Below are 17,430 nucleotides of genomic sequence, written 5' to 3'. Positions count from 1 at the left end.
CTCACTCACCGCCGTCCGCCTCCCCGTCGCCGGGCGCGGCGTCGAGCAGCGCGGAGACCAGCAGCGCCGCCGAGGTCGCGCCGGGGTCCTGGTGCCCGATGCTGCGGTCGCCCAGATAGCTCGCCCTGCCCTTGCGGGCGAGCATCGGCGTCGTCGCGACCGCCCCCTCCCGCGCGGCGTCCCGGGCGGCGGCGAACGACTCGCCGAGCGCGTCCACCGCGGGGACCAGCGCGTCGATCATCGTCTTGTCGCCCGGCGCCGCGCCGCCCAGCTTCATCACGGCGTCCACCCCGGCCCGCAGCGCCTCGGCGAGCTGCCGCCGGTCCACCTCGGCCGCCTCTCCCAGCGTCTTCCCGGTGCGGCGCAGCAGCGTCCCGTACAGCGGACCGGACGCGCCGCCCACCGTCGACACCAGCAGACGCCCGGCCTGGGTCAGCACCGCGCCGGGCGTGGCGGGCGGCTCCTTGTCCAGAGCGTCCTTCACCGCCCGGAAGCCGCGCTGCAGATTGCTGCCGTGATCGGCGTCCCCGATCGGCGAGTCGAGGGCGGTGAGCCGTTCCGCCTCGCGGTCCACGGATGCGGCGGCGGCCGTCATCCAACGACGGAAGAAGTCGGCGTCCAGCACGGGAACTCCTCGCGTGGTAGGTGTCCGGGGCGCCGGCCCCGGTGTGGATCAACCCCGGTGTGGATCACATTCCCCAGCGCAGCCCGGGCGTACGCACCGGCGCGTCCCACAGGCGGAGCAACTCCTCGTCGACCTGGCAGAGGGTGACGGAGGCGCCCGCCATGTCCAGGGACGTGACGTAGTTGCCGACGAGGACGCGGGCGACCGGGACGCCGCGCTCGCCGAGCACCCGCTGCACCTCGGCGTTGAAGCCGTACAGCTCCAGCAGCGGCGTGGCACCCATGCCGTTGACCAGCACCAGCACCGGGTTGCGCGGGGTGAGGTCCTCCAGGACCGCGTCGACGGCGAACGCGGCGATCTCGCCGGACGTCATCATCGGGCGCCGCTCGCGGCCCGGCTCCCCGTGGATGCCGATGCCCAGCTCCAGCTCCCCGGCCGGCAGGTCGAACGTCGGCGTGCCCTTGGCGGGCGTGGTGACGGCGCTGAGCGCCACGCCGAAGCTGCGGGAGTTCTCGTTCACCTGCTTCGCGAGCGCCTCCACCCGCTCCAGCGGCTGCCCCTCCTCGGCCGCCGCGCCCGCGATCTTCTCCACGAACAGCGTCGCCCCGGTGCCCCGGCGGCCTGCCGTGTACAGGCTGTCGGTCACCGCCACGTCATCGTTGACCAGCACCTTCGCGACCTGGATGCCCTCGTCCTCGGCCAGCTCCGCCGCCATGTCGAAGTTGAGTACGTCGCCGGTGTAGTTCTTCACGACGAACAGCACCCCGGCCCCGCTGTCCACGGCCGCCGCGGCCCGCACCATCTGGTCGGGCACCGGGGAGGTGAACACCTCGCCGGGACAGGCCGCCGACAGCATGCCGGGACCGACGAACCCGCCGTGCAGCGGCTCGTGCCCCGAACCGCCGCCGGACACCAGGCCCACCTTGCCCGCCACCGGGGCGTCCTTGCGGACCACCACCCGGTTCTCCACGTCCACCGTCAACTCGGGATGGGCCGCCGCCATACCGCGCAGCGCGTCCGCCACCACGGTCTCCGGAACGTTGATCAGCATCCTCACGGGTACCTCCTAGGGAGCTCAGCAGGCGGGTTGTCGACCTGCGTTCTTGCTGTTCAGAGTTGCTGCAAGCAGTTCTTGGTCTTGACGAGTCGAGACGGTCGGGAGCGGGTTGTGACGGTACGGATGCCGACTTGATGCTGACTTCGGTGACGGATCGGCAGTTCTGCGAGCTGGTTCGTTGCCGGTCGGCCGGGAGCGCCGCTACCGGCAGTATCGGCCTTGCGGCAGTGAAGGTCACGTGGGCGAACCTTCACAGGTCGTGCGGCCCTCCACACCCCTGGCCGCGGCCCCGTGAGGCTCAGCGGCGCGCGTACCCGGAAACGACTACCCCCGAACGGCCGTCGCGACGGGAGCCGACCGGGGCGGGGTGGGGCCTTTCGTGGGTGTGCCCTTGCGCCTGAGGCCGAGAACGGATCCACCGCTCGCCTCGCGGCTGGGGGCCGCACCCTTCCTGCCCCCTCCTGCACTCGCTCGTCGACGTCCTCGGGTCCCCGCTCGACGTCCTCCTCCCCGAGGTCGTCGCAGAACGCCCACCGCTTCCGTTCGCGGTGGGCGGCCCATGGAGACGACCGCTCCACCGGCGTCGATCACCGCCGCCCGGCACGCGGTGAGTTCCTGCCGGACGGTCGCGGTGGCGTCCCGGGGCCGTCCGAGCCGTGTGATCACGGGAGCGCGCACCGTCTCATGCGCTGTCACACCGGCAAGCCTGCCGGCCGCGCCGTCCTGCGACTGCCTTGCGTCTCGCCTCCGCATGCGCGGTCGCGAGCGTCACCCTAGGGTGATCCGGTAGCGCGGCAGTGGCCGTCGTACGGGCGGCCGCCCGCTCGACCGCATCAGGAGGACCTCATGACGTCCGCCACCGAGCACCGCACCCACGAAGCCCATGACCACCGGCACGAGGAGGGTTGCGGGCACGTCGCCGTCCCGCACGGCGACCACGTCGACTACATGCACGACGGACACATCCACCGCGCGCACGACGGGCACGTCGACGAGTGCACCGCCACCGGTCACAGGCCGCACGAGGGCCACGAACACCAGCACGGAAGCGGCTGCGGGCACGTCGCCGTGCCGCACGAGAACCACGTCGACTACGTGCACGACGGGCATCGGCACGCCGCCCACGAGGGACACTGGGACGACCACTGAGTCCTCCGGACCACCCTGGTCCGGCTACGGACGCGAACGGAGCGGACGGTGAGCGCGGGCCGGGCCCGGCTGCCGGTCGCGATCGTCGTCGAACTCCACGCCGGCGCCCGCCGGGCGGCCGTCGACGAGATCCCGCGCGCGGTGCCCGGTGCGGTCGCCCTGCACCACGATCTGACGTCCGCCGTCGACGGTCCGGTGCGCCGGACCGTGCGCGACGCCGACGGCCTGCTCGGCAGCGGCGACGCGCCCCTGGTGAACGACTGCTGCGCGAGGACCTCGTTTTGGAACTGACGCGGCTCGCGGAAGCGGGCGGCCGCCGGCTGGCCGTCGTGGAACCGCGGGACTCCGGCGACCCCCACGGCACGGCCCCGGTCATCGCGTCCGAGGGCGCACCGCTCGCACTGACCGGGGTGGCCACCGTGGCCGCCCCGGCCCTGGTCCTGCCGTACCCGTCCGACGGCGACGACCTCGCCGAGGCGGGCCTGGACGCACAGGCGCCGACCGGCGCACCGCGAAACGCACCACTCCGCTGGACGCCGCCGGCATCACCTACGTCGACCGCAAGGACACCGACCTGCTGCGCAGGTTCATCTCCGACGGGGGGAAGATCCGCAGCCGCCGGGTGACCCATGTGCGTGCCGGCAGCAGCGGCAGAGGGCGCGAGCCGTCAAGAACGCGCGCGAGACGGCCCTGCCTCCCTGCAACTTTCGACAGCACGGCTGGAGCCCGTCCGTCAGGTCGTGCCGAAGAGCGGGATCGAGGTGTTCGCCTCGCCTGCAAGGCGGGACGAGCACCCTCCCGGCTCCGGCCGAGCGGGGAACACTCGCACGGACCCGCTCGTACCGGGGCGCCCTTCGCTGCCCGTGGCGATCAAGGTCAGCGCTTCTCATACGGATCCGACGGCTCCGCGATGCGCCGGACGGTCGCGGCGTCCAGCACCGGGGGCCAGGCCGCCGGTGATCCCAGCTCGCCTTCGGGGTGCCAGGCGCCTGTCACCACCACCCACGTGTCGGCCTCCGGCGCGTCCGCACCGCGGACCTCCACCCTGACCGCTGTGGCGTCGGCCGCGCAGCACGCGACCCGGAGCCGGGTCACGTACCAGGCGCCGCCGTCCCCGTGGGTGACGAACCCGGTCAGCCGGACCGTGCGGCCCTTCAGCGAGTACCCGCTGTCGTAGACGGCGCGAGTGCTGAACTCGGCCAGGCTCAGGTCCACCGGGTCCCCGGCGGGCAGCGCGGGGAACGTGCCGACATTCTCCGCGGCGCGTCGGGCCTCTTCGCGCGCGGCGCTGTAGGAACCGAGCGCGGGCGGCGGAAAGAGGAGCAGGGCGGCTGCGGGCAATGCGAGCAGCCAGGCGACGCGCGGGCCGCCCGCATGGGAGTGGACGTGGCCGTGTCCGTCCTCGGCCGGGTGCGCGCTCCGGTCCACGGAAGCGGTGCCGTCCCGTGCCGCTCGCGCCGTCGACGCCGCCCGCGCCAGACCGAGCAGCACCAGCAGCGCCCCGGACGCGATCAGGTAGGGCCGCAGCCCGGCCTGCACGTACCGCAGATACAGGTCGCTGAACAGCGAGATCCGCAGCACCGCGGCGCCGACCAGCAGCAACAGCACGGCGGGACCGTACCGCCTCACAGCACCCACCACCCCACGAGCGCGCTGCTCGCCACCGCGACCACCCAGGTCGCGGACGAGAACCGGATCGCGAACGTCCGCCCGAACGTGCCGGCCTGAAGCGCGAACAGCTTGAGGTCGACCATCGGGCCGACCACCATGAACGTCAGTTGCGCGATCGGTCCGAACCCGCTCAGCGACGCCGCCACGAACGCGTCCGCCTCGCTGCACACGCACAGCACCACGGCGAGGAGGGCCAGCAGGAGCACCGATGCCCAGGCGGACGCCGTGAAGACGTCCAGCAGCGACCGTGGCACCGCGATGTTGAAGGTCGCCGCTGCCGCCGAACCCACCACCAGGAAACCCCCGGCGTGCAGGAAGTCGTGCTGGAGCCCCGCCATGAAGGAGCCCGCGCGGGAGGTGCCGGTCCCGGCCGTCGGCGCTCCCGGCAGCCGCAGCCATTCCTTCCTGCCGAAGCGTGCCCACAACCAGCCCATGGCGACGGCGGTGACGAGCGAGGCGACGAGCCGGGCCACCACCATCAGCGGCTGACCGGGAAACGCGAGGGACGTGGCGACGAGGACGACGGGATTGATCGCGGGCGCGGAGAGCAGGAACGCGAGCGCGGCGGCCGGAACGACCCCGCGCCGCATCAGGCTGCCGGCCACCGGCACGGACGCGCACTCGCAGCCGGGAAGCACCACACCGGCCGCGCCCGCGACGGGTACGGCGAGAGCCGGGCTGCGCGGCAGCAGTCGGGTGAAGACGCGCTCGGGCACGAACGCACCTATGGTCGCGGAGACCAGCGCGCCGAGCAGGAGGAACGGGACACCCTGGACGACGACGGCGGTGAACACGGTCCACCAGGCGGCGACGGGCGGAGTGTAGAGGTCGAGCGCGAGCATCGGCCCGAGGGTTCCGGCGACCGTGATGATCGTGACGAGTGCGAACCCGCCGAGAGAGAGGTGCACGACCGCCCGCACGACGAGGCGCACGACATCGGTGAGCCCGCCCCGCCTCTCGGCGTACTCCTGATCGCTCACGTCACTCGCCTCGCCGCACGGCAACACTGATGCGCCGCCCGCGGGAAGCCGCCGAAGAGGTGACCGCGCGGTGCCGGACCAGGACACCTTACTGAGGCACCTCCGGCTGCCGGACCCCAGGGCCTCGGGAGACCCGACGGACCCGGCTGACGACGCGTCAACGCCTCCCGCATCTTTCTAGTAATGAAATTCATTTCTGATTACTGTACGGGGCGAACCATGAGGCACCGAGTCTTTGGAGCAGTGATGAGCGACCCCTACGAGCGGTCCGCCGAGTACCTCGACATCCTGATCGCCGAGTCGTGGGAGCCGCTGGCTCCGGCGCTGGCGGACGTCCTGTCGCACGTCCGCCCCGGAACCGGGGCCGTGGTGGACCTCGGGGCCGGGTCCGGCCGGGGCGTGCGCGTCATCTGCGACGCGCTGCCGCGGGTGCCGGTGCTCGCCGTCGAGCCGTCCGCCGCGATGCGTGCCGTCCTGCTCGCCCGGGTTCACGAGGACGACGAACTGCGTGAGCGCGTCACGGTGGTTCCCGGTGACTGCGCGGGCGCCGACTGGCCCGACGGTGTGCGGGCCGTGGTGGCCCTGAACATGATCGGCCATCTGTCGCCCGGGCAGAGGCGCGCGCTGTGGAGCCGCGCCGCCCGGCAGCTCGCCCCGGGCGGGGCGCTGGTGTTCAACCTCGCTCCGCCGTTCACCCCGGTGGAGGTGGAGCGGGTGCGGACGGCCCGGGCCGTCGTGGGCGAGCTGGAGTACGAGGGCTGGGCGAGCGCGCGTCCCACCGGAGCGGACGAGATCACCTGGCGCATGGACTACGGCGTCCTGCGTCAGGGCCGGCCGCTGGCCGGGACGTCGGTCGAGTACCGCTGGTGGGTCGCGACGGAGGACGCGCTGGCGGCCGAAGTCGCCGAGGCGGGACTGGCGTTGCGCCGGACCGGTGATTCCGCTCTGGGGCTGTGCGTTCTCGAGCGCGCGAGCGATCTGACATCGCAAGTTGGTTGATCTGATAATCATTTTCAACTAGGTTCATCGGTGTTCCGCCTCCCCCGGATCTCTCTGCGGGGGAGGCGTCGCCCTGCCCGCCTTTCGACGGAGACCGGATGGACCAGCCTGTGCCGAGCGACGACCTCCTTGCCCGCGTCATCGACTGCATCGCCGAAGTCCTCGGCACACCACCCCACGAGGTCGCACGGACGACTCCGCTCGCGGCCCTGGGGCTCGAATCGTTCACCGCGGTGCGGCTGAGGCGGAGGATCCGCGAACGCACCGGCCAGGACCTGCCGTTGACCGCCTTTCTGGGTGACGGCGCGACGGCCCGTGCGGTGGCGGACCGTCTCCTCGCCGGTCGCACGCCGGAGGAGGTCACCGATCCCGGGCCCCTCGGTGCCGAGGGCCGGGCGGGGGCGGAACCCGGCGGTGCACGGAACGACGAGGAAGCGGAGGAGGAGTGCTTCCCCCTGACGCCCATCCAGGCCTCGTACCTGGCCGGGCGGGCCGAGGGCATGCCGCTGGGCGGAGTGGCCACCTTCTACTACTACGAGTACGACCGCACACCCGGCGGCACGGACCCGTTCGTGGACGTGGCCCGGCTGGAAGCCGCCTGGAACCGGCTGGTCGACCACCACCCGATGCTGCGCATGACGGTGGACGACCGGGGCCGCCAGCGCATCGCAGCCGCTCCCGGCCCCTACCGGATCGGCGTCACCGATCTGTGGGGCGAGTCCGCCGGACAGGTGAGGGAAGCGTTGTCCGCCCAGCGTCGGGAGCGCTCCCACCAGAACCGGCCCACGGAGTCGTGGCCGTTGTTCGACATCCACGCCACCCTGCTGCCCGACGGGCGGACCCGGCTGCACATCGGCGTGGACGTGCTCCTGACCGACCTCACCGGCTGGATGCTGCTGATGCGTCAGTGGGGCCGCCTCGTCGCGGACCCCGACCACCGGCTTCCCGAGCCGGCAGCCCGGTTCGCCGACCTCCAGCGCGCCCGCTCGAGGGACCCGGAGTGGGCGGCCCGGCGCGCCCGTGACCACGCCTACTGGGCCGAACGAGCCCCCGAACTGCCGCCGCCGCCACGGCTGCCCCTGCTGCGCGACCCCGCCGACACCACCCCGCCCCGCTTCGTCCGCTCCGCCGCCGAACTCGACGCCGAAACCTGGACCCGGCTACGAGCCCGGTGCACCGAGCACGCGGTCACGCCGACCGCGGCCCTGCTCGCGGCCTTCGCCGTCGTCCTCGGCCGGTGGGGAGCCGGGGAACGGATCTGCCTCAACACCACCCTGTTCGACCGCCCGGAGGACGAGAACGGGGCCGAGGGGGTGGTCGGCGACTTCACCACCACCGCCCTGGTCGGCACGCCGCGCTTCGACCCCGCCGGCTGGAAGGGCTTCGCCGACTACGCCACCGCCGTCAACCGCCGCTTCTGGGAGGACCTGGACCACCGGTCCGTGTCCGGCGTCGAGGTGCTCAGGGAACTGCGGGGGCAGGAACCACCGTCGGCGGGAGCCCTCAGCCACCCGGTGGTGTTCACCAGCGGGGTGGGTCTCGCGGGCGCCGGGGAGCCTCCGGCGTCCTGGATCGGACAGGAGGTGTACGGCATCTCCCAGACCCCGCAGGTCCTGCTCGACCACATCGTGTGGGACGAGGGCGGACGCCTCCGCCTGGCCTGGGACGCCGTCGAGGGGGCGTTCCCCGACGGCTGGACACCGGCCCTGCTCGACGCCTTCGTACGCCTGCTCCACACCCTGACGGACCCCGACGCCTGGCACGACACCACCCTGGGCTGGGATCCGTCCTTCCACCCCGAAGAGCCCCTGGACGCGGTGCCCTTCCCGAACGCGGGCCCCCTGCTGCACGATCCGGTCACCGACGCGGCCCGGCGGCATCCACGACGGCCCGCCCTGCGCACCTCCTCCTCCACCGTCACCCACGCCCGCCTCGCGGACAACGCCGCCGCCACCGCGGCACTGCTGGCCGCACACGGGGTGGGGCCCGGCGACATGGTCGCCGTCGCCTGCGAGAAGGGCACCGCGCAGGTCACCGCCGTACTCGGCGTCAGCCTGAGCGGAGCGGGCTACCTGCCGGTCGAACCCTCCTGGCCGGACGCGCGGATCGCCGCCGTCTGCGAGCGGGCCGGGGTCCGGCACGCGCTGACCGGCCGCGGTGTGAGGACCGACTGGCCCGAAGGCGTCACCGTCCACCGCCTGACCGCCGCGGGGCGCCCCGCCCGCACCGCCGCGGGCTCCGCCGGTCCCGCGGCACCGCTCACGGCCCCACGGCCCGAGGACATCGCCTACACCATCTTCACCTCGGGTTCCACCGGCAGCCCCAAGGGCGTGGAGATCGAGCACCGGGCCGCGCGCACGACCGTCGACGACATCGTCGACCGGTTCGCCATCGGCCCCGACGACCGGGTGCTGGCGCTGTCGGCACTCAGCTTCGACCTGTCCGTGTTCGACATCTACGGCGTCCTCGGCGCCGGCGGCTGTCTGGTGCTGCCCGACCCCGCCCGGCAGCGCGACCCGCAGCACTGGCTCGAACAGGCCGGCCGGCACGGCGTCACCGTGTGGAACACCGCACCCGCCCTGCTCGAAATGCTCGTCGAGTACGCGGAGATGGAACCGGAGGAGGCCACCGGGGCGCTGCGCACCCTGCGCCTGGTGATGCTCTCCGGTGACTGGATCCCCCTGACCCTGCCCGACCGGCTGCGACGACTGGCCCCCCAGGCGGAGGTGATGAGCCTGGGCGGAGCCACCGAGGCGTCCATCTGGTCCATCACTCATCCGGTGGGACACGTCGATCCGGGGTGGCGCAGCATCCCCTACGGCCGGGCGCTGCGCGGCCAGAGCTTCTTCGTCCTCGACGAGGACGGCGCGCCCTGCCCGGTGGGCGAGGCGGGGGAGCTGTTCATCGGCGGCGACGGGCTGGCCCGCGGCTACACCGCCGATCCGGTCCAGACCGCCGAGAGGTTCGCCGTCCACCCCGTACTGGGCCGCCGGCTGTACCGCACCGGGGACCTCGGCCGGTGGACCGCCGAGGGCGCCATCGAGTTCCTCGGGCGCGTCGACCGGCAGGTGAAGATCCGCGGGCACCGCATCGAACTGGGCGAGGTGGAGGCGGTGCTGGCCCGCCATCCGGCGGTCCGCCAGTGCGTGGTGTCGTCGGTACGCGGCCCCGACGGACGGCCACGACTGGTGGCGCACCTGTCGCCCCGGGGCGCGAGCGAACCGCCGGCCGCCCGGGAGCTGGCGGACGTCCTGCGCGAACGGCTGCCCGACTACATGGTGCCCAGCCGGTTCGTGATCCTGGACCAGCTGCCGGTGACGGCCAACGGCAAGATCGACCACGCGGCGCTGACCGCCCCACCCGCCGATGACCGGACCACCGACGCCGACGGGCCGGCCCCGGTCGCCGAGGCGGCGGCCGAGCCCACCGCGACACCGCGTACGGTCCCGGCCGGAGCCGCCGCCGAGTCCGCCCCGGGCGGGGACTGGGTCGCCGCCGCGCTGGCCGAGGCGACCGCCCTGGGCCTGGAGGCCGCCGTCGTGGTCCGACCCGGACGGCTCCGGCCGGACCAGGCGCTGGAGGCGTCGGCCCGATGGCTCCGGCACGTGGCGCGAACCGCCGACGGCGAAGCCGCAGTGCCGCTCCTGGGCCCCGGAGGACTGGCGGAGGTGGTCTGCCGCCCCCGGGCAGGGGGCTCCCCGACGCCCTCCCCGTCCACCGGTCCGGCGTCCGGCGCCCCGGCCCCGGAACGGTACGGCACCGGACCGGACCAGGCGCCCCGGCACCGCGGGCCGGGCCCGGCCGCGCCCGTGGCACCGGCCGTGCTGGAGGCCCTGACCGGCATCCTGGCCGACTTCACGGACGTGCCGGTGACAGCCGACAGCACCTTCAGGGAGCTGGGGGCCACCTCCCTCACCCTGGTCCTCACCCACCGCAGGCTCCGGGAGGGCGTCGCACCCCGGCTCGCACTGGCGGACATGTTCGAACACCCCACCGTCGCGGCCCTGGCCGCCCGCATCACCGCCCAGAGCGCCCCGGACACCGACCGGGCCGCCACCGACGCCGGCACCGACGCCGTCAGGCCCCCCGCCTCCCAGCGGTCCGAACGGCCCACGCGCAGAACGTCCCGCGTCGCCGCACGCGCCCTGGCCGAGGAGACCACACGATGACCGAACCGACTTCCTCCCGGGGAGACACGCCGGACACGCCCCGGCCCGACCACGAGGCCGACGACGACCTGATCGCGGTCACCGCCCTGGACTGCCGGTTCCCCGGAGCCCCCGACACGGCGGCCTACTGGGACCTGCTCGTCGGCGGCCGCAGCGGACTGACCCGGCACGACGAGCGGGAACTGGCCGAACGCGGCGTCCCGGCGAGGCTGCTGGCCAACCCCGCCCACATACCCGTCAGCGGGGTCATCGACGAACAGGACCGGTTCGATCCCGAGCCGTTCGGCCTGACCGACGCCGAAGCGGCCGTGATGGACCCCCAGCAGAGGCTCTTCCTCGAAGCGTGCCTGCGCGCCCTGGAGAGCGCCGGACACGGCGGCGGCGCCGGCGCGGGCGCCGTGGGCGTCTTCGCCGGCGCCGCCCACAGCGACTACCTCGCCCGCAACCTCGCCGACCGGTACGCCGCCTCCGCCACCGATCCCGTCGGCAGCCTCCAGGCGGCCCTCGCGGGCGTGGCCGACTACCTCCCCCTGCACGTCGCGCACCGCCTCGCGCTCACCGGACCCGCCGTCGCGGTCGGCACCGCCTGCTCGACCTCGCTGGTGGCCGTGCACCTGGCGGCTCAGTCCCTGCTGGCGGGGGAGTGCGACACCGCCCTCGCCGGCGGCGCCTCCCTGATCGTCCCGCAGGGCAGGGGCTACCTCCACGTCCCCGACGGGATCTTCTCCGCCGACGGGCGCGTACGGACCTTCTCCGCCGAGGGCACCGGCATCGTGCACACCCAGGGCGTCGGTGTGGCCGTCCTGCGGCGGCTGCGCGACGCCCTCGCCGACGGCGACCCGGTGCTGGCCGTCCTGCACGGCTCCGCCGTCAACAACGACGGCGGCGACCGCACCGGCTTCACCGCCCCCTCGCCGCGCGGACAGGCCCGCGTGGTCTCCGAGGCGCTCGCCGTGGCCGGTCTCACGCCCGGGGACATCACCTACGTCGAGGCCCACGGCACCGCCACCCGCCTCGGCGACGTGGTGGAGGTCGCCGCGCTGCGCCGCGTGTTCGGCGAGACCGGCCCGGCCTGGTGCGCCCTGGGCTCGGTCAAGAGCAACATCGGGCACGCCAACTCGGCCGCGGGCATCGCCGGTTTCGCCAAGACCGTACTCGCCCTGCACCACGGCGTACTGCCGCCCACCCTGGACGCCCTGCCCCTCAACCCCGACCTCCGGCTGGACGACTCGCCCTTCACCGTCGTCCACGAGGCCACCGACTGGACCGGGCCCCGGTACGCGGGCGTCAGCTCCTTCGGCATCGGCGGCACCAACTGCCACGTCGTCCTGGGCAGCGCCCCCGTCCGGCCCGCGCCGCCCGCCGATCCGCGTCCGCAGCTCGCCCTGCTCAGCGCGCACCGCGACGACGCCCTCGCCCGCCTCACCGAGGCCACCGCGACCGCCCTCCACACCAGGGAGGTCGCGCCCGCCGACGCGGCCCACACCCTGCACACCGGCCGCGCGACGCTGCCGTACCGCGCCGCCGCGGTGATCACCGGGGCGGCGGAGACCGACAGCCGCGCCCTGCGCGCCGCCCCGCGGCGGCGCCCCGGTCCCACCCCGCCCCGGATCGTGCTGGCCTTCCCCGGCGGAGGAGCGCAGTACGCGGGCATGGGTCGCGAACTGTGCGCAGAGGAAGAGGAGTTCGACCGCACCGTGCGCGAGTGCGCCGATCTCTTCGATGACGGGACCGGCACCGGCCTCACCGCGCTGATCACCGCCGACCCGTCCGACGAGCACGCGCGCCGGCTGCTGCGCGACCCCGCCCACGGACTGCCCGCCCTGTTCACCGTCTCCCTCGCCGCCGCGCGCACACTGCGCTCCTGGGGCGTCGAGCCGGACGCGGTGGTCGGTCACAGCCTCGGCGAGTACGTGGCCGCCGTGCTGTCAGGTGCCCTGTCCCTGTCCGACGCCGCGACCCTGGTGGCGGTCCGCTCGCGCGGCATGTCCCGGGCGGCCGGCGGCGGGGTGATGCTGACGGTCCCGCTGACCGAGCGGCAGACCCTCGCCCTGCTCGCCGACCACCCGGACCTGGATCTGGCCGCGGTCAACGGCCCGCGGTCCTGCGTGGTGTCCGGACCCTCGCCGGCCGTGGCCGAAGCGGAGCGCGTCCTGACCGCACGCGGCGAGCGCTCCGTGCGGCTCTCCCTCGACGCGGCCGCACACTCGCGCCTGGTCGACCCCGTCCTGCCCGAACTGCGCGCGGCCGCCGAGGCCGTCCGGGCGCGTGTTCCCGGCATCCCGCTCGCCACCACCCTCACCGGGAAACTGCTGGACACCGCTCCGGGCGCCGACCACTGGGTGGCGCACCTGCGCTCCACCGTGCGCTTCTCCGACGCCCTGGCCACCGCCCTGGGCGAAGGGCCGGCCGTCCTCGTCCAGGCGGGACCCGGCGGTGCACTGCTCCAACTGGCCCGTCAGCAGGGACACCGGCAGCTCCTGGCCACCCTGGCCGCCTTCCCCGACCGTGAGCAGCCCGGCGGAGGACGAGCCGCGCTGCTGGCGGCCGCCGGAGAACTGTGGACGCACGGGGTCCCCCTGGACGCCGCGGCCCTGCACCGTCCGGGGCGACGCCGTGTCGTCCTGCCGGGCCTGCCCATGGAGCGCCGCAGACTGTGGATCGATCCGCCGGCCGTCGCACAGGCCGGTACGGCGGCCCGCCCCGGCCACGGCGCCGGGCAGGCCGCCCCGGACGAGTCCGAGCCCTTCCAACTGCCCGTCTGGCGGCGCACGCCTCCCGTCGAGGCGGACCCGTCGGCGCTGCGGGGCCGCTGGCTGGTGGACGGTCCGCCCGGCTCACCGTCGGCCGAGCGGGTGCGCGCCGCGCTCGCCGCCGCCGGCGCCCGCACCGTCACCCTCGGCGAGGCGCTCGCGGACCCCGGCACCCCGTGCGAGGGCATCGTCGTGATCGGCCCGTACGGTGACACCGGCGACGACCCGGCGGACACCGTCAGCGCGTCGGTCCTGCACTACGCCCAGGTGGCGCGGGCCGCCGCCTCCTGGGCGCACCGCACCTGCCTGCTGCACCTCAGCCACAACGCCCAGCAGGTGGAGAGCACCGACCGGCCGGCGGCCCACGCCGCCGCCGGCCTCGCCGTGCCCCGCGTCCTCGCCCAGGAGTTCCCGGGCCTGCGCTGGCGCTCGGTGGACCTGCCGGCCGGCCCGCCGCACGCCGACGACGTCCGGACCGTGCCGGCGGAGGCCGCCGACCTGCTGGCGGGAGGCCCGAACGGCATCGAGTGCGCCCTGCGCGGCGGACACCGCTGGACGCGCGGCATCACCCCCTGGCGGCCGTCCGCACCCGCGCCGGACACGGACGGCCCGGCCGTCACCGACGGCGGAACGGGCACGGCGGTGATCCTCGGCGGGCTCGGGGACGTGGGCCTGGCCCTGGCGGGGCACCTGGCCCGCTCCGGACGGCGGGTCGTGGTGACCGGCCGCACCGGGCTCCCCCCGGACCCCGCCCCCGGCAGCACCGAAGCCGAACGGGCGGAGACGATCCGTGTTCTGCGGGACTCCGGCGCCGACATCGAGGTCCGTGCCGCGGACGCCGCGGACACCGCCGCCACGACGGAACTGCTGCGGGAACTGACCGACCGCGACGGCCCGCTGGACCTGGTCGTGCACGCCGCCGGCGTGGTCGCCTCCGCCGCCGTCGCGCCGTTGCGGGCCACCGAGGAGCGGGCCGTGCGCGCCCACGCGCACGCCAAGGTCACCGCGGCCCTCGCGGTGCGCGGCGCCGTGCACGGCCTGCCGCCCGGCCGCCGCCCGGCCACCGTCCTGCTGATGTCCTCCGCCACGGCGTTCGTCGGAGGCCTCGGCCTCGCCCCCTACGCCGCCGTCAACCGCTACCTGGACGCCCTCGCCGAGCACGAGCACCACGCGGACCCGGACGCACCCCGCTGGATCAGCGTGGCCTGGGACGGCTGGCGCGTCGGGCCCGGCCGGAGCGAACGCACCGTCGCCTCCCGGCACTCGATCGGCCTGGCGGACGGCATGCGCACCGTGGACCGTCTGCTGGCGCTCGCGGCCGGCGGCCGTGTCCCGGCCTCCGTCGCCGTCTCGCCGGCCGACCTCGCGCCCCGCACCGCGGGCACGCCCACCGCCGTACCCGCCTCCGTCGCTCCGGCTCCCGGCGCGCCCACGGCGGAGCCGCAGGCCGGTGCGGGATTCACCACCGGGGCGGAGACACTCCTGGCGGAGGTCTGGTCGGACCTGCTGGGCTTCCCCGTCACCGACCGTGACGCCGACTTCTTCGCCCTCGGCGGCCACTCCCTGCTGGCCACCCGCATGCTCGCCCGGCTGCGCGACGACCACGGTGCCGACCTGCGGCTGCAGGACCTGCTCGCCCGGCCCACCATCGCGGCCCTGGCCCCGATGCTGCCCGGCGGGGAATCCCGGCGGGATCCCGCCGCGCCCCGGACCGCGGGCGGTCCCTCCGCGCAACCCGGGGACGGCCTCCGGGAGTTCCCCCTCACCCGGGTGCAGCACGCCTACTGGGTCGGTGGATCGGGCGGTTACCGCCTCGGCGACGTCCCGTGCTCCTTCCACCTGGAGTACGACTGTCCCGGTCTGGACACCGACCGCTACGAAACGGCGTGGAACGCGGTCGTCGCCCGCCACCCGATGCTGCGCGCGGTCGTCTCACCGGAAGGCCGCAACCGGGTGCTCGACAAGGTGCCCCACTACCGGATCCGGGTGCAGGACCTGACGAAGGACGACGACGCCGAGCGCGCCCGGAAGCTGGAGCGCGTGCGCACCCGCATGGTGCGCCGCGAACCCCGCCCGGGCCGCTGGCCCCTGGTCGACATCCGGGCCGCCCGACTGCCCGGCGACGTCGTCCGGCTGTTCGTCAACGTGGACGTGCTGGTGTGCGACACCGCCAGCTACCTGATCTGGGACCGCGAACTGCGCACCCTCTACCACGACCCCGACGCCCGGCTGCCGTCGCTGGAGACCAGCTTCGCGGACTGCGTGGCCGCACTCGAGCGCCGCACCGAGGGCCCGGAGCACGCGCGGGCCGCCGCCTACTGGCGGGCCAGGCTGGACGACCTGCCCGGCGCACCCGCGCTGCCCGTCCGGGCCGGGAGCCCCGGGGACCGGCCCCGCTTCGCACGGCGCACCGCCCGTCTGGAGCCGGACCGCTGGAACGCCCTCAAGGCCGAGGCCGCCCGGCGCGGGCTGACCCCCACGGCCGTCCTGCTGGCGGCCTACGGCGAGGCCCTCGCCGGGTGGTCGGGGCAGAACCGCTTCGCCGTCACCCTCACTCTCTTCGACCGGCCCGCGCACCTTCCCGGGGCGGACGCCGTGGTCGGCGACTTCACTTCGCTGATGCTCCACGAGGTGGACCGCTCGGACACCCGCTGCTTCGCCGACGCCGCCGTACGGGCCCAGCGCACCCTCTTCGAGGACCTGGACCACCGGGAGTTCTCCGCGCTCGACCTGCTGGCCGAGAAGTCCTCGCGCACCGGCCGCACCGAGTCCGTTCCCGTGGTCTTCACCAGCGCCCTGGGCCTGTCCGGGCCGCTCGGCGGCGGCCACGACCTGGACTGGGCGGGCACCCCGGTGTACGGCGTGAGCAGCACCCCGCAGACCTGGCTGGACCACCAGGTGATCGAGCAGCACGGGGCGCTCCTGCTCCAGTGGGACGTCCTGGAGAACGCCCTGCCCGCCGACGAGGCGGACGCGGTGTTCGCCGCCTACGCCGAGCGGGTGCGCCGGCTGGCCGACGCACCGCGGGCGTGGGACACCGAGGAGCCCCGCACCGCGCCCGCCGCCCCGGCCCGTGAAGCCCGGCGGCCGGCCCCCAGGGCGAGGAAGCGGACCGTTCCCGGCCCGACCCCCGACACCGACGCGGCCCTGCTGCTGCGCGACGGCAACGGCGACCGCCCCCTGTTCCTGATGCACCCCTCCGGCGGGGACGTACTGTGCTACGGCGAACTCGCCCGTCTCCTCACCGACGGCCGGCCCGTCGTGGCCCTCACCGACCCCGCCCTGACCGGCGGCACCGGGCCGCGGACCATCGCCGAGACGACCGACCGCTACCTCGCGGCGCTGCGCGTCCACCAGCCGCAGGGTCCCTACCTGCTGGGCGGCTGGTCGATGGGCGGCACCGTCGCCCACCAGATGGCCGTGGAACTCCAGCGACGCGGGGAGCGGACCGACCTCCTCGTCCTGATCGACTCCAACACCCCCGACCGCATCCGGGCACTGGGCGGCGCCGACCGCACCCAGGACACCGCCTCCGCGGCCGTCCGCTACCTGCGCTCGCTGGAGGCGTTCCTCGACCTCGACCTGGACCTCGGCCCGGACGCGGAGACGATCCGTACCGCCCCGGACCCGGCGGCGGTACGCCGGACGGTCACCGAACGGCTGCGAGCGGCCGGCCTGCTCGGCCCCCGGGACACCGCCGACACCCGCCTCGAGGTCTTCGAACGCCACCTGCGGGCGCTGGCCGACCACCGGGCCGGACACCTCACCGACCCGGCCACCCGACTGCTGCTCATCGCCGCGTCCCGTCCCGCGCCGCACAACGCCGGCGTCGGCATGGGCGTCGACGACGCCGCGGACCTGCCCGCCCTCGGCTGGCTGCCGCACGTCAGCGGCCCCGTCGACGCCCACACCGTCGAAGGCCACCACTACTCCCTGCTGCACGACCCCGCAGTACGGCGGACCGCCGCCCTGATCGACCGGGCCCTGGCCGCCGTCCACACCGGCCGGTGAGCCCGGCGGCCACCCC

8 protein-coding genes and 2 pseudogenes are annotated in these 17,430 nt (G+C 74.8%); 6 read left to right on the top strand and 4 right to left on the bottom strand.

Translation table 11 applies throughout. From position 1 onward, the window contains the following. Position 1 precedes the first annotated feature (1 nt). Both dhaL and dhaK read right to left on the bottom strand, forming a co-directional pair. Positions 2-625 (bottom strand): dihydroxyacetone kinase subunit DhaL, encoded by a 624-nt coding sequence (dhaL, locus tag ACWH4W_RS24605; RefSeq protein ID WP_473078032.1) that lies wholly within the window; start codon positions 623-625, stop codon positions 2-4. 64 nt (positions 626-689) lie between these two features. After that, complete coding sequence (gene dhaK, locus ACWH4W_RS24600) at positions 690-1,682, bottom strand: dihydroxyacetone kinase subunit DhaK (RefSeq protein WP_473078031.1); 993 nt, start codon at positions 1,680-1,682, stop codon at positions 690-692. An 846-nt stretch (positions 1,683-2,528) separates the two neighbouring features. On the opposite strand from dhaK, the gene ACWH4W_RS24595 reads away from it, so the two are divergent. The 3 genes and pseudogenes from ACWH4W_RS24595 to rpsR all read left to right on the top strand — a co-directional run. Next, positions 2,529-2,831 (top strand): hypothetical protein, encoded by a 303-nt coding sequence (locus ACWH4W_RS24595; protein ID WP_473078030.1) that lies wholly within the window; start codon positions 2,529-2,531, stop codon positions 2,829-2,831. Positions 2,832-2,900: 69 nt separating this feature from the next. Further along, positions 2,901-3,334 (top strand): annotated as a pseudogene (locus ACWH4W_RS24590) (cobalamin biosynthesis protein CobW); the annotation flags it as partial. Positions 3,335-3,360: 26 nt separating this feature from the next. Then, positions 3,361-3,542: pseudogene (gene rpsR / locus ACWH4W_RS24585) on the top strand (30S ribosomal protein S18); the annotation flags it as partial. Between the two features lie 165 nt (positions 3,543-3,707). Here the strand turns inward: rpsR and ACWH4W_RS24580 are convergent. Continuing rightward, entirely contained in the window at positions 3,708-4,460 is a 753-nt protein-coding gene (locus ACWH4W_RS24580) for a TIGR03943 family putative permease subunit (RefSeq protein ID WP_473078029.1), read from the bottom strand. Then, positions 4,457-5,482: a permease gene (locus tag ACWH4W_RS24575; RefSeq protein WP_473078028.1), complete on the bottom strand. Its 1,026-nt coding sequence runs from the start codon at positions 5,480-5,482 to the stop codon at positions 4,457-4,459. Before ACWH4W_RS24575 ends, ACWH4W_RS24580 begins: the two co-directional genes overlap by 4 nt. Positions 5,483-5,728: 246 nt before the next feature. Between ACWH4W_RS24575 and ACWH4W_RS24570 the strand changes: the two genes are divergently transcribed. From ACWH4W_RS24570 to ACWH4W_RS24560, 3 genes are all read left to right on the top strand, one after another. Continuing rightward, positions 5,729-6,481 carry a class I SAM-dependent methyltransferase gene (locus ACWH4W_RS24570; protein ID WP_473078027.1) on the top strand — a complete coding sequence of 251 codons (753 nt, stop codon included), beginning with the start codon at positions 5,729-5,731 and terminating at the stop codon, positions 6,479-6,481. Between the two features lie 98 nt (positions 6,482-6,579). Beyond that, the gene (locus ACWH4W_RS24565; protein WP_473078026.1) at positions 6,580-10,650 is read left to right on the top strand and encodes an amino acid adenylation domain-containing protein; all 4,071 of its coding nucleotides are present in this window, start codon (positions 6,580-6,582) and stop codon (positions 10,648-10,650) included. Continuing rightward, positions 10,647-17,414 (top strand): SDR family NAD(P)-dependent oxidoreductase, encoded by a 6,768-nt coding sequence (locus ACWH4W_RS24560; protein ID WP_473078025.1) that lies wholly within the window; start codon positions 10,647-10,649, stop codon positions 17,412-17,414. The genes ACWH4W_RS24565 and ACWH4W_RS24560 overlap by 4 nt, the downstream gene beginning before the upstream one ends. The last annotated feature ends 16 nt before the right edge of the window (positions 17,415-17,430 follow it).

Source organism: Streptomyces sp. DSM 120436, from assembly GCF_055778765.1.
This window is presented reverse-complemented; position numbering and strand designations above follow the sequence as displayed.